The 13,644-nt window shown below is 62.5% G+C and carries 13 protein-coding genes and 1 riboswitch; of the genes, 10 read left to right on the top strand and 3 right to left on the bottom strand.

Annotated elements, in window-relative coordinates; genetic code table 11:
• Positions 1-83: 83 nt before the first annotated feature.
• A complete protein-coding gene (locus tag ACFFJ7_RS20460) occupies positions 84-539 on the bottom strand; it encodes a GlcG/HbpS family heme-binding protein (protein WP_377594889.1) in 456 nt (151 codons plus the stop codon).
• Between the two features lie 71 nt (positions 540-610).
• Positions 611-1,882 (bottom strand): D-amino acid dehydrogenase, encoded by a 1,272-nt coding sequence (locus tag ACFFJ7_RS20455; protein ID WP_377594888.1) that lies wholly within the window; start codon positions 1,880-1,882, stop codon positions 611-613.
• Positions 1,883-2,048: 166 nt separating this feature from the next.
• Positions 2,049-2,138, bottom strand: a riboswitch (glycine riboswitch).
• Positions 2,139-2,473: 335 nt separating this feature from the next.
• Between ACFFJ7_RS20455 and ACFFJ7_RS20450 the strand changes: the two genes are divergently transcribed.
• From ACFFJ7_RS20450 to ACFFJ7_RS20415, 8 genes are all read left to right on the top strand, one after another.
• Entirely contained in the window at positions 2,474-3,622 is a 1,149-nt protein-coding gene (locus ACFFJ7_RS20450) for an ABC transporter substrate-binding protein (RefSeq protein WP_166951538.1), read from the top strand.
• Positions 3,623-3,728: 106 nt separating this feature from the next.
• Positions 3,729-4,610, top strand: coding sequence for a branched-chain amino acid ABC transporter permease (locus ACFFJ7_RS20445; protein ID WP_166951532.1), 882 nt, complete (start codon positions 3,729-3,731; stop codon positions 4,608-4,610).
• 2 nt (positions 4,611-4,612) lie between these two features.
• Positions 4,613-5,479, top strand: coding sequence for a branched-chain amino acid ABC transporter permease (locus ACFFJ7_RS20440; protein WP_166951529.1), 867 nt, complete (start codon positions 4,613-4,615; stop codon positions 5,477-5,479).
• Positions 5,480-5,483: 4 nt separating this feature from the next.
• Entirely contained in the window at positions 5,484-6,263 is a 780-nt protein-coding gene (locus tag ACFFJ7_RS20435) for an ABC transporter ATP-binding protein (RefSeq protein WP_377594885.1), read from the top strand.
• The gene (locus ACFFJ7_RS20430; RefSeq protein ID WP_377594883.1) at positions 6,263-6,976 is read left to right on the top strand and encodes an ABC transporter ATP-binding protein; all 714 of its coding nucleotides are present in this window, start codon (positions 6,263-6,265) and stop codon (positions 6,974-6,976) included. Before ACFFJ7_RS20435 ends, ACFFJ7_RS20430 begins: the two co-directional genes overlap by 1 nt.
• 400 nt (positions 6,977-7,376) lie before the next feature.
• The gene (locus ACFFJ7_RS20425; RefSeq protein WP_377594881.1) at positions 7,377-8,900 is read left to right on the top strand and encodes a hypothetical protein; all 1,524 of its coding nucleotides are present in this window, start codon (positions 7,377-7,379) and stop codon (positions 8,898-8,900) included.
• A 154-nt stretch (positions 8,901-9,054) separates the two neighbouring features.
• Positions 9,055-10,047: a glycosyltransferase family 2 protein gene (locus ACFFJ7_RS20420; protein ID WP_166951514.1), complete on the top strand. Its 993-nt coding sequence runs from the start codon at positions 9,055-9,057 to the stop codon at positions 10,045-10,047.
• Positions 10,048-10,058: 11 nt separating this feature from the next.
• Positions 10,059-10,448, top strand: coding sequence for a GtrA family protein (locus ACFFJ7_RS20415; protein WP_166951511.1), 390 nt, complete (start codon positions 10,059-10,061; stop codon positions 10,446-10,448).
• Positions 10,449-10,466: 18 nt separating this feature from the next.
• Here ACFFJ7_RS20415 and ACFFJ7_RS20410 read toward each other — a convergent pair whose 3' ends face one another.
• On the bottom strand, positions 10,467-11,114 hold the full coding sequence (locus ACFFJ7_RS20410) for an HAD hydrolase-like protein (RefSeq protein ID WP_377594878.1): 648 nt from the start codon (positions 11,112-11,114) through the stop codon (positions 10,467-10,469).
• 311 nt (positions 11,115-11,425) lie between these two features.
• Between ACFFJ7_RS20410 and ACFFJ7_RS20405 the strand changes: the two genes are divergently transcribed.
• Positions 11,426-11,884: a CesT family type III secretion system chaperone gene (locus tag ACFFJ7_RS20405; protein WP_377594876.1), complete on the top strand. Its 459-nt coding sequence runs from the start codon at positions 11,426-11,428 to the stop codon at positions 11,882-11,884.
• Positions 11,885-11,895: 11 nt separating this feature from the next.
• A complete protein-coding gene (locus ACFFJ7_RS20400) occupies positions 11,896-13,551 on the top strand; it encodes a hypothetical protein (protein WP_377594874.1) in 1,656 nt (551 codons plus the stop codon).
• Positions 13,552-13,644 lie beyond the last annotated feature (93 nt).

The raw sequence follows: 13,644 nt of genomic DNA, 5'->3' as shown, positions 1-13,644 counted from the left end.
GCTCTGGAGTATGCCGCCATTTTATGGAAACGACGGCATGCTCCAGGCTTCTGATTTTGAGCGAATTCTGATCGGCACGCGCTCTAGCCGCGCTTTGCCAGGAAATGGTCGATGCCCGCCTGGGCGCATTCCTGATCCTGCGCCGGCGTGCCGGAGCTGATGCCTATTCCCGCAACGACGTCACCGTCGACGACGACGGGAAGGCCGCCACCGACCACCATCAGGCGTCCGTGCACGGCGGAGTTGATGCCGTGGGTGGGCCCGCCGGGCTGGCTCGTCGTGCCGTAGTCGTGCGTGGCCTTCTTCGCAGCGGCGGCGGTGAACGCCTTGTCGATCGCGATGGTGATGCTGGTGATCTTGCCGCCGTCCATGCGCTCGAAGGCGACGAGGTTGCCCGATTCGTCGGTGATGGCGATGCACATCGGCACGCCGATCTCGGCCGCCCGGGCGCTGGCGCCTTCGATCAGCAGCCGCGCGTCGTTCCGGTCGATCCTGCGGATGGTCAACATGGTACTCTCCCGATCAGATGGTTTCGTCATGCATCGACTCCGGCTTTCGGCCGGCGCCAGGTGGATTTCGCTCAAACGCCGCGCGGGCTTGACCCAAGTGCCTACGCCACCGGGTAATCGGCCTTGACCTGCTCCGCGATGAGTTCGGCGGTCGCGGCCGACAACGTCCAGCCCAGATGGCCGTGGCCGGTATTATAGAACACGCCCTTGACGCGCCCGCGACGCACGCGCGGCATCATGTCCGGCATCATCGGCCGCAGGCCTGTCCACGGCACGGCGCGGTCGGTATCGACGGCGGGGAACTCGCGGCGCACCCAGTCGATGAGCGGCTGGATGCGGTCTGCGCGAATGTCACGGTTGAAGCCGTTGTACTCGGCCGTGCCCGCCACGCGCAGGCGATTGACGCCAAGGCGGCTGGTGACGATCTTGGCTGCCTCGTCCAGCAGGCTCACGGTCGGCGTCGCCGCCTGCGACTCGGCCCGGTCGCTATGCACGGTGATCGAATAGCCTTTCACCGGATAGATGTTGAGGCGGTCGCCGAGCGAGGCGGCGAGGTTGCGGCTTGCCGCGCCCGCGCAGATGACGACCGCGTCGGCCTTCAGGTCCTGCTCCGCCGCCGTCTGTTCCGGCGCGAGGCCGGCATCCGGCAGGGCGGGCGTGTAATGGATGACGAAGCCGGCCGCGTCGTCCCCGCCTGCGCGGGCGATGCGGGTGACGATGGCGTCCTGGATGAAGCGCACGCCGCGCCGCTGGCAGGCTTCCGCGAGGCCGCGGGTGAACTTGTGAATATCGCCGGTGGAGTCGGACGGCGTGAAGAAGCCGCCGAAATAGCTGCCCATCAACGCGGGCTCGATGTCGCGCATTTCCGCGGGTGTGACCGCGTGGCGTTCGAGGCCGCCCTCGGTCAGCAGCGTGTTGACGCGGGCGCTGGCGTCGAAACTCTTCTTGTCGTGGAAAATATGCAGGATGCCACGCTTTTCGAGATCGAAATCGATGTTCTCGGTCTCGGCGACGGAAAACAGATGCTGACGTGCGGCGATCGCCAGGCGCGTCGTCTCGATGGTGTTGGCGCGGTAATGCGGAATGGCGGCCACGAACTCCGCCATCCAGGAATACTTGTGCCAGGAGGGCATGGGGTTGACGAGGAGCGGCGCATCCTTGCGCAGCATCCACTTGAGCCCCTTGAGGATGGTGGACACCCTGTTCCACACCTCCGCGTTGCAGGCGGACAACTGGCCGCCGTTAGCGAAGGATGTGTCCATGGCGGGATAGCGGCAACGGTCGATGACGGTGACGTCATAGCCGCGCGTGACAAGGGAATAAGCGGCGGTCACGCCTGTGATGCCGGCGCCGACGATGGCAATATGGGACATGGTCTCAGGTCCTGTATGAAGCGGCCGGGCGACCGGAAAATCCGGTCGGTCGAGCGCCCCATCTGTCCCTGTACCTGAGAGCTTGAGCCGTTCGTGCAGTCACCCGCGCGAACGCCTTCCCCTTCGGTGGGCGCGTCCGGCAGCCGGCGCGCCTCTCTCCAGATCGTCCTGACGGATGGTCCCTTGTGCCTGAGAGTTTCCGGGGCGGTTGCTCCATCGGCGTCGGACTGGACCGAACTCTCCCGATCCGTCATATCGAACATCGCAGTGATAACAGAGATGTCGCAGCTCTGCAATCGGCCGCGAACCGGCAGGGCGGTTGGTTGCGTTTCAAACTATTGGCGTATGGCGCTTTTTCGATCTGCTCTGCCCGCCGGCGCTGCCCGGAATGGCGGCAGCGCTGCGATAATTGACACCTGTTGCAATTTTATTACGCAAGCATCTTGACGGAATGCGGCGCGTGATCAACAACGATAATCCGAACGAAATTTCGTGTCGCGCGTCCGGCGGGTGCGTGCCTTGATTCTGGGCATTGCGTGTACTCCGCCGGGAAGCGATTTCCACAACCAGATCGATCCCGGGGAGAGTTCGATGCAGTTTATGAGATCGGCGATCGTTGCGCTTGCTATCGGTGCAAGCACGGTGGCGTCACAGGCGGCCGAGGTCAAGCTCGGCGTCGCGGCTGCGCTGAGCGGGCTCGCCGCCCAGTACGGCGCGGCGATTCGCAACGGCTTCGAACTCGCCGCGGAGGAGATCAACGCGGCCGGCGGCGTCAACGGCAACACCATCAAGCTCGTGGTCGAGGACGAACAGGGCAAGAAGGAAGAGGCGATCAACGTCTACAAGAAGCTGATCTTCCAGGACAAGGTGCTGCTGATCTTCGGCCCGACGCTCTCCAACTCCGCCTCTGCCGCCAACCCCATCGCCCAGGCCGCGAAGGCGCCGGTTTTCGGCACCTCGAACACGGCGGACGGCATCACGGCGGTCGGCAACTACATCTTCCGCAACTCCGTCACCGAGGCGGACGTGCTGCCCGTGACGCTGAAGACGGTGGTGGAAAAGGAAGGCGTCAAGAAGGTCGCGGTGCTCTACGGCAACGACGACGTGTTCACCAAGTCCGGCTACGACAACTTCGCCAAGGCACTGAAGGACCAGAACATCCCCGTCACCACGACGGAAACCTTCGCCAAGGGCGACGTCGATTTCAAGGCGCAGCTCACCAAGATCAAGGCAAGCGGGCCGGATGCCATCGTGCTCTCGGCGCTGCTGGCGGAAGGCGCGCCGATTCTCGTGCAGGCGCGCCAGCTCGGCATCGATCTGCCCTTCGTCGGCGGCAACGGCGTCAACTCGGTGAAGATCTTCGAGCTTGCCAAGGGCGCGTCCGACAATCTGTGGGTCGGCAGCCCGTGGTCGGCGAGCAACGACACGCCCGAAAACAAGAAGTTCATCGAGGCCTATACGAAGAAGTTCGGCTTGGCGCCCGACCAGTTCGCCGCGCAGACCTACGACGCCCTCCACATCGTGGCCGAGGCGCTGAAGAAGGTCCAGCTTTCGGGCGACATCGCCAAGGACCGCGCCGCTCTGCGCGATGCCTTGCCGGATGTTTCCTGGACCGGCGTGACCGGCCCCTTCAAGTTCCGCCAGGCGGTCGACAAGAGCGGCAAGCCGGCAGGCTACGACGCCGATCAGCAGCCGATCGTCTCCGTGACGAAGGACGGTGCCTACCAGATCGTCAAGTGATCGTCCGCGCCCGGCGTGCTGCCGGGCGCGTTTCTTGTTCGTCAAGGGGAGTTTCCCCGGCACCGGAAGCGGCGGGTTTTCGCCCGCTGCGGGAACTGTTTTTGAGATGCTTGCCCAACAACTCGTCAACGCGCTGTCGCTCGGCAGTGTCTATGCGCTGTTCGCGCTGGGATTCACACTGATCTTCGGTGTGCTCGGCGTGATTAATCTCGCGCATGGCGCTGTGTTCATGGTCGGCGCATACGCGGCGCTGCAGGCCGTGGTTCTGGCCGGGCTGCCGATCTGGGCGGCGCTGATCGTCGCCTTCCTCGTCAGCGGCCTCTTCGGGCTCGTCATCGACATCCTGGTGCTGTCGCCGCTGCGCAAACGCCATGCGCCGCACCTTATTCCCATGATTGCGACCATCGGCGTCGCCATCGTGCTCAACAGCGCGGTCCAGGGCATCTTCGGGGCGGACAACCTGCGTTTTCCGCCGGGCGTGGTGCCGGATGAGGCCATCGAGGCCGGCGGCCTGCATATCACGGCGGTCGAGATCGGCATCATCCTGCTCACCTTCGCCATCATGGTGCTGCTGCTGCTCGGGCTGCGGCGCACCTCCATCGGCAAGGCGCTGCGGGCGGTGGCGGAGTCGCCGAAGGCGGCCGCGCTGCTCGGCATCGATGTCGAGGGCCTTCTGCGCAAGACTTCGTTTCTCGCGGCCGCGCTCGGCGGCGCCGCGGGCGTCATGATCAGCCTCTATTCCAATGCGGTCTATCCGCTGATGGGACAGCCGATGCTGCACAAAGGCATCGCGGTCATCATCCTCGGCGGCATGGGCGACATTCGCGGCGCGCTCATCGGCGGGCTGTTCCTCGGCTTCGCTGAAGTGTTCGCAGTGGCCTATATCGGCTCCACCATGCGGGATGCGGTGGCCTTCGGCCTGCTGTTCCTGATCCTGCTCGTGCGGCCCACCGGCCTGTTCGGCAAGGCGAGCGAACGGAAAGCCTGATCATGGACGCATTTCTTCTCTGGTTCGACGAGTTCTGGGCCGTTTATTCCAACCTCATCCTGACGCTCGGCATCAACGCGCTGCTCGCGCTCTCCATCTGGCTCACGCTCGCCTGCGGGCTGCTGGCGCTGGCGAACGCCGCGTTCATGGGCATCGGCGCCTATGCGGGTGCGCTCGCGACGATGAACTACGATTCGCCCTTCGCGCTCTCGCTCGTCGTCGCCATGGCCGCGCCTTCGCTGGTGGCGCTCGCCATCGGCGTGCCGGTGCTGCGGCTCGGCGGCGTCTATCTCGCCATGGCGACGCTCGGCTTCGGCGAGGTGGTGCGCGTCGTCATCCTCAACACGGAAAGCATCACCGGCGGCGCGCTGGGGCTGAACGGCATTCCGCAGCAGACGCAGTGGTGGCACGTGGCGCTGGCGCTCGCCATCGTGGTGTTCATGCTCGCGCGGCTGCATCGCTCGAAGACCGGCCGCGCCTTCGAGGCGATCAAGGTGGATGAGACGGCGGCGGGCCTGATGGGCATCGACCTGCGCGCGCACAAGCTGCTCGCCTTCGTCCTGGGCGCTGCCATCGCGGGGCTCGCGGGCGCGCTCAACGCGCATCTCACCTTCTTCATCGGCCCGCAGGAATACGGCTTCGACAGGGGCGTCGAAATCCTCACCATGGCGATCCTCGGCGGCATCGGCTCGCTGATCGGGCCGGTGATCGGCGCGTTCTTCCTCACCCTGCTGCCGGAACTGCTGCGCGGGCTTGCCGATTTCCGGCTGATCGTCAACGGCCTCATTCTGGTGTCGGTGGTGCTATTCCTGCCCAACGGCCTGTGGGACCCGGCGCGCATCCGCAACTGGTTCGGCGCGAGGAGGTAGGACGATGCTGGAACTCGCCTCCATTTCCAAGTCGTTCGGCGGCCTCAAGGTGCTCGACCACGTGAGCCTGAAGGTGCCGCAGGGCGCGATCTTCGGCCTTATCGGCCCCAACGGCGCCGGCAAGACGACGGTGTTCAACCTGATCACGGGGCTGATCCCGCCGACTTCCGGCACCATTACCTTCGACGGCACAGACCTCGCGGGCCTCGCTCCGCACAGGATCACGCGGCTCGGCATCGCGCGCACTTTCCAGAACATCCGCATCTTCAACGAGATGTCGCTGCTGGAGAACGTGCTCGTCGGCCGGCACCGCCACATCAACTACGGCGTCGCCGAGATGCTGTTCTCGCTGCCGCGCTACCGCGCGCAGGAGGAGGCGGCGCGGGCACGGGCGCTGGAACTGCTCGGCTGGGTAGGCCTCGCAGGCAAGGCGGGCGAGATCGCGGACACGCTCTCCTATGGAGAGCAGCGCCGGCTGGAGATTGCCCGCGCGCTGGCCACCGAGCCGCGCCTCCTGTTGCTCGACGAGCCGGTCGCCGGCATGAACCCCGCCGAGAAGACTGAGCTGATGAGCGCCGTGCGCGCCATCAACGCGCGCGGCTATACCATTTTCCTGATCGAGCACGACATGCGGTTCGTCATGGGGCTGTGCGAGCGGGTCGCCGTGCTGAACTTCGGCCGCATCATCACCTGCGACAAGCCCGAGGCGGTGCGCAACAACCATGACGTCATCGAGGCCTATCTGGGCCGCGACGACGACGCTGATACGCGGGAGACGGCCTGATGGGCGCGCTTCTGGAGGTTTCCGGCCTCAAGGTCAATTTCGGGCATGTCGAGGCGGTGAAGGGCATCGATTTCGTGCTGAACGAGGGCGAGATCACCACGCTCGTGGGCGCGAACGGCGCGGGCAAGTCCACGACGCTGCTCGCGCTCTCCGGCCTCGTGCCGAAAGCGGGGGGCAAGGTGCTGTTCGCGGGGCGGGACATCACCCGCCTTGCCCCGCACCGGATCGTTCACCTCGGCCTGTCGCAGGTGGCGGAAGGTCGCGCCATCCTGACGCGGTTGACGGTACGCGAAAACCTGGAACTCGGCGCTTATCACCGCAACGACACGGATGCCATCGCCGCCGACTTCGAGCATGTGCTCGGCCTGTTTCCGCGACTGCGCGAGCGGCTCGACGGCTTCGCCGGCAACCTCTCCGGCGGCGAGCAGCAAATGCTGGCCATTGCCCGCGCCCTAATGGCGAGGCCGCGCGTCCTGCTGCTGGACGAGCCGTCGATGGGCCTCGCGCCGCTGATCGTGCAGGAGATATTCCGCATCATCAGGACGATCAACGAGGCGGGACTGACCATCTTCCTTGTGGAGCAGAACGTGCGCCAGGCGCTGAAGATCGCCCACCGTGCCTACGTGATCGAAACCGGGGAGATCGTGCTGAAGGGCACGGGCGAGGAACTGCTCGACCATCCGCGCGTGCTGGAAGCGTATCTGGGGGTGTGAGGGTACGCCTTCATGTGGCGGGCGCCGGAGCGCTTTCCGAGCTGATGGAGCCATCCGGACAATAAGAGTTTGCTCAAAGTCAAATACTTGCAGAGCATGATTCTGGATTTTTCAAATCAGAATCATGATACTGCCTGGACCATTTATTTTTGTGTCAAATTTAGCCAAAGAAATGGTGCCTGTTTCTGGTTTGATGCGTCAGGCCATTTCTGCGTTTCACTGAAATGCAATAATGGTCTATGCCATTGTTTTTTTACGCAATTTCGGACGCGAAAGCGGCGTTCACTTTCGCTGAATTTGCTTTATCTGCAGCCTGTGTTGACACCTACGGAGTGCAGCGCTATCGTCGGCAGCGGTCTGTAAATACGGCCATTGTCGTCAATAATTCTCAAAGAAGTCCATGATGAATATGAACCGTAGCGGACCCGGTCCACATATGGAGCCGCCTGCGAACGCCATGGGGCGCGCTGTCATCATTGGGCTGATTGCCGCTATAGTTTTTATGAGCATGCGTCTGTACGTATACGGGTACAGGATAGCAGCGGACGATGTCGAGTTTTTCTTCAATTATCTGTCCGGGCCGGAAGCTGTCGAAGCTCACGTCCGGTACCTTGCCACCTATCAGGGGCGTGTTGGCCAACTGCTGATGGCTCGCCTCAATACCTTCGGCGCGTATCTCGCTGGCGGCATCGGCGGCATGTCGGTCATCCTGCTGCTGTATCTGCTTCAGTTCTGGCTGTTTTCCATCTACGTATCCAAGCTCGTCAGGGCGGATATAAGCGTCCTCCTGTTCATTTTGCTGGTTGTTCTTCATCCTCTTGCGTATGAGCACATGCCGCCGAACAGCTATCCGTTGCAGAACACCGTTCCCTTCATCTTCATCATTGTTTCCCGCCTTGTTTTTTTCAGGTTGTCCGATGCCGCAGACACGCTGTGGCCTCGCCTCCTGTCGGCCCTCGCGTGGATGCTTTTCGTGCTGGGCATGGTTTTTGGTGAGTTTTCCTTCGTTTTTGGAACCGCGCTGCTCCTTGCGGAGTATGTGACTCGCATCGTCCGCGCGTCCCGCTCCGGTGACAGCTTCGAGCGGATCGTGCGCAGCCTCGCTCGTGCGCCGCGCTTCCACGACGATGTATGGGCCGTGGCGCTGGTGCTCGTGGCCTATGTCGGATTCGGCCTGGCCCATCCGACGCAATACGGTGGGCACGATGTCGCTCTCGACGCGCCCAGGCTGCTGGAGACGGTTGCCAGACACATCCTGGCGGGCACCGTGTTGCCTCGGATCGATGTCCTGTATATCCCGTTCCCGTGGACGGCGTATCTGCAGGCTGCGGCAGTAGGGGCGGGAGCCGCTGTCTGTATCTATTACTGTTCGAGTGGTCTGGAGGGCATCCGTGCACCAGCTCTGACGGGAGTTCTTGCTCTGGTCTGCGCGGTCTACGTCACGCTGCCGCTTGCGGTGACGAGCAAGCAGCAGCTTTGGTGCGTCGAATGGGACTTGTGCGGATATCTCGACACGCGCGTCTCCTATCTCTGGGTCATCGTCTTTGTGGTTTGTTGCATGGCCCTCGTTCTGCGGGCGGCCTCAGGCGCGAGGCTGGCGCGCATCGCCCTCTGCATCGTGCTGGGAACCGCGGCGGCGGCCACCCATCTCCATAACTGGAGCGTGTCGCGACAGATGCGCCAGTCGCATAACGTGTGGAAGCGGGCATCCATGCTGGCGTGCGATCCGGCAGTGCAGGCTGCGGACAACGACCGGCTCATGCAACTGGTCGATCCGGAAGGACGCATCATTCTCCACTCGTGGCTGCCGCCGGTTGCGGACATGTGGCGTCTGTTCATGCGCCGCGAAGCGCAGGGAAGAAATTGCCCGGCGTCGCTGCAAGGCGCCGGCCCGTCGCCGACGGGCACTCACGGCGGGAAATGACCTGCCTTCCGCGCCCGTCTGCCGTGATGTCCCGGCGGGAAGTGCGCATTTGTACGTTCATCCATTCCGTAGTATGCCGCAATGACAGGCGGATGCATCAGCGTGGTCTCTGCCTCCACAGGTTCTGATGCGTTGAGGGAGCGGGAAGCAGGGCATGCTGTTGTCGATCGTAACGCCCTTTTACAACGAGGAGGAGGCTATCGACGCTTTCTTCTCACGCCTGACGGGGCTGCTCGACCGGACGCTGCCGGCGTACGATTTCGAATTCGTCTGCGTCGACGATGGAAGCCGGGACAGGACGCTGGAGATCCTCAAGGCGCGTGCCGCCGCTGATGCGCGCGTGCGTGTGGTGGAGCTGGCGCGCAACTTCGGCAAGGAGGCGGCGCTGACCGCCGGCCTGACGGTGGCGAGGGGCGACGCCGTGATCCCCATCGACGCCGATCTGCAGGATCCGCCGGAGATCATTCCCGAGATGGTGCGCCTGTGGGCCGACGAGGGCTACGACGTGGTCGAGGCGCGGCGCGCCGACCGCAGCTCCGACACCTGGCTGAAGCGTTTTTCGGCCGAATCGTTCTACAAGCTCAACAACGCCATCGCCGAGACGCCCATCCCCGAGAACACGGGCGACTTCCGCCTGATGTCGCGGCGGGTGGTCGATGTCATCAACGCCCTGCCGGAGCGCCAGCGCTTCATGAAGGGCATCTTCGCATGGGTGGGCTTCCGCCGGGCACGGGTGGAATTCGTTCGAGAACAGCGGGTCGCGGGCTCGACGAAGTGGAACAAGTGGCGGCTGTGGAATCTGGCGCTCGAAGGCATTACCAGCTTCAGCACCTGGCCGCTGCGGGTATGGACATACGTCGGCGCGGCCATCGCTGGGCTTGCCTTTCTGTATGGACTCATCCTCATCGTCTCGACGCTCATCGGCGGTCGCAGCGTGCCGGGCTATGCCTCGCTGATGTCGGCAATCCTGTTCATGGGTGGCGTGCAGCTGATCGGCATCGGCATACTGGGTGAGTATCTCGGCCGCACCTATCTCGAAACCAAGCAGCGGCCGGTCTTCGTCATTCGTGAGATCTACGGGCGGGGCGAGGGCGGGCAGCAGGAGGCCGCCCACGGCGGCGCGCCGGGCGGGGCGGGGCAGACGTGACGGCGGAGACGATGCGAACCCTCGTGGAGCGCTTGCTCCGTCACCGTTTCGTGCGCTTCTGTGCTGTCGGCGGCGTGGCGACGCTGGTTCACGCCGCGGTTTTCTTCCTCGTCGTGGCGGCGGGCGGTTCGCAGCTTGCCGGCAATTGCCTCGGCTATTTCGTCGCCAGCATCTGGTCCTACTACATCAACTGCCTGTGGACCTTCGCGGCGGCTCTGTCCTGGCAGGGCTTCGTGCGCTTCCAGATCGCGAATTCAGTCGTGCTCGTGTGGGGTGTCATCGCGGCCCTTATCGGCGAAAGGTTCGCCTTCCCGCCTGCTGCGACACTGGCGCTGACGGTGATCGTAGGCCCGGTTCTGAACTACCTCGGCCACAGTCGCCTGACGTTCCGCAAGGCATAGCTGCGGCCGGCCTGTTCGCTACGCAAGCAGGCCGGCTACGATGTCCGGCAGCGCGGCGGGTTGTTCGCAAAGCACTGTCGCACCGGCCGCCACGAGTTCATCGCGCCCACCGTAGCCCCACAAGGCCCCGACGGATTTCACGCCATGCCGCCGTGCCGCGTCGATGTCGTGCAGACGGTCGCCAATCATGCAGGCCCTGTCCGGGGAGAAATCCTCGCACTCCCGGATGTGCGCGATCAGATCGCCCTTGTTTTCGAAACGGCCGTCGGGTTCCGCGCCGTAGATGCCGTCAAATAGAGGAAGCAGGCCGAAGTGCCCGGCCACACGCTGCGCGAAGGGCCGCAGCTTGGACGTGCAGATGAAGAGCCGGGTATCTCCTGCCTTGAGGGCGCGTATGGCGTCGTGAACGCCCTCGTAGGGGGTGGCCTCGAAAATACCCTGCCCGGAATAGAATGAGCGATAGTGCGCCAGCGCGTCCTGAACGCGCTCGTCGCCACCGAGCAGCCGCGCGAAGCTCTGCCGGAGCGGCGGACCGACGATCCAGCGCAGTTCCGACGCCGGCGGCTCTTTTTCGCCGAGCGCTGCCAACGCGATCTGGCAGCTGCGAATGATGCCGGGCGCCGCATCGACCAGCGTGCCGTCAAGATCGATCAGGATTGTCTTCATGATTCTACCGCCTGCCTCCCGCGTTATCCGGTGGTTAGTTGCAGTCGCCGCCGGAGGCAAGCCGGCATCGGCATGATCGCCCGGCCACCGGAAACGGAATCATTCTTCCGCCGCGGCTTTCGCTCGCAGGCGCCGAAAGTAACAGGGAAGAAAGCCATTTAAAAAGCCATGTAATGTAAAATAGAGAAAATTATTTCTGGTGGCATAAAGAAAGTGAATGCGGCCTGCGAAAAATATATCGCCATGGCGACATATCTTGCTATATATAGAGAGGTCTCCTGGCATGGAGCGTCACATTTTGAGGGTGCCGCATGTCTCTCGAAAAATTGTTGTCAATACTGTCCGATCGGTCCGGGGTGGATCTGCGTCTCGACCCCAACGGCAATTGCGCTCTCGAATACGGGCCGGGCCTGGAGCTGACCATCTCGTCGACAGACGCAGGCAGCGCTCTCCTGCTGCATCAGCCCGTTCAATTCATGAGTCCGGCCGTGCCGGAATCCCTGTTTCGCAAGTGCATGGAGCTGAACCTCTACGGCACGCAAACGTACGGGGGCGCTCTTGGGCTCGATTCGCAGAGCGGCTGGATCGTGCTGGCGAAGCGGCTTGCTGTCGACGCGCTCGATCCGCAGCGACTTGAGGAGGCGCTCATGCAGTTCATCGCCGCCGCCGGGCATATCATGGGCGAATTGGGAGAGGAGGCGCGGAAAGAGGCCGTGCAGACCCCTGTCCATGACGAGGCGGTTTACATGTCCGGCGCCATCCGCGGATAGGAGCAGGCACTATGGTGGGCCCGGTTCAAAAACAGCAAATTCAAAATCATGCTGCAGCGCCTCCGAACAATGCGTCCCGTGCATTGGGATTTGACCTGAGGCGGGCGGCCGCAGCAAGGCCTCAGGACATAGATTTGCGTGTCCGGAATGTTATTGGAAAACTGTCAACAATTATGACAGGGGCTGCATTTGACTTTTCATCAACGCAGAAAGCAGAGTTCATTCTGCATATCGTAGGGAATAGGCTTGCTTCCACCCAGATTGAATACGAGCGCCTGGAGCACGCGCTTCAGGAACCAGAACAGTTGAAGGCGCTGCTGAAGCACAAGTCGGAGGATTGCGGCGGCTCGGCGGTCGAACGCATGTCGAACCGGGCTTTGCTGTTGCTTGATCTGGCTGCTGGGGTCGATCCGCGCTCCCTGAAGCAACGCAAGGAAGTCTATCTGAATCTTTCGCCGGCGGAGCGGAAGACTTGCCTTCAGTTGCCGTCCGCTGCCATGCGCGGTGCCTTTATCGACCTGTCCGCGGATATGCGGGGCGTCGTTGTCGAGAAGTTGTCGCAGTCGGAACGGGAATGCTGCCTCGGTTTGTCATCCGCTGTCATGCGCGGTGCCTTTCTCAACCTGCCCCCCGACCTGCGGGGCGAGGCCATTAAATTGTCGAGGACGGAAAGGGAAGCGGTCATGGCTTCGCCTAACGCCGGACAGTTACTCGAGGAAAGGCGCTATAAGCAACTTTACAAGGATCTTTATACACGAAATGGCATTCCCTGGATACGCGATACCAGGCCTGCGATAGTTAGCGAAGGGTTGAAAAAGCTTGGATCCGGTGCGTTTAATACGGTTTTTTGCACCAAGATCGATACGCCGGACGGAACGCGGGGTGTCGTCATCAAGCCTCTTAACAACTCTGTGTTCGGCACCGCGTCGCAGGCAATTGGCATCGTGCCACCGCCGCACTATGAACTGCGCAACATTGCCACCTCCCTCGTCGCGAAGCGCCTGGGGTTCGATGTCGTGGTTGATACGCAGCTATGTCTTTACAAATCAGCGCCGGAGCGTGGCTATCAGAGCCGGCTGCCCACGCCTGCTAAAGTTGGCATCATGATGGAATTTGCACAGGGGCGGGCGGTCTATGCGGAGCCCGTCAGGACTCTGGGGAACGCCAATGTTCGCTGTGAGATGACCAAGTTGCAGCTGGTCGATGCGATTGTCGGGCAAGCCGACAGGCATAACGCCAACATGCTGATCTATCTAGGCGGAGGCAAGGCCGTCGTGAAAGGCATCGATAATGATCAGTGTTTTGGAATATATCCTTCGAATCCCGATAATCTCTATCAGCCCCATGACCGTTTTGGTACCAGGCGCGACAACGGCCTTCGCGGCGTCAGGCTCCCGGGGGTCATCGACAGCGGGATGGCGTCTGCTATCAACAAGCTGAGGCCGGCTGATCTGCAGGCCATGCTGTCGGACAAGCTGAGCCAGGCAGAGTGTCGTGCCGCGGTTAACAGGCTGAATAATGTGAAGGCGCACGTTGAAAGGCTCGTCTCCGCCGGGCGCGTCATCGCGCCGGAACAATGGAGTCATTCGCCGCTTGTCAATATATATTGCAATAGAGAAAATAGTTATTTCGCGCGCGCTATAGCACAAAGAGAACGTATCATATGAAAATAGCTTTTTCAGTGAACGTACCCGCTCGTCAGCAGGCTATTATAGGTCGTCTGTTGGACGTCATAACTGCCTGGAATCGGCCTATCTTCC

The sequence above is a fragment of the Pseudochelatococcus lubricantis genome (assembly GCF_042432495.1).
Classification (GTDB): Bacteria; Pseudomonadota; Alphaproteobacteria; order Rhizobiales; family Beijerinckiaceae; genus Pseudochelatococcus; species Pseudochelatococcus lubricantis.
Note: the sequence above shows the minus strand (reverse complement) of the source record. Positions and strands in the feature narration are given on the sequence as shown.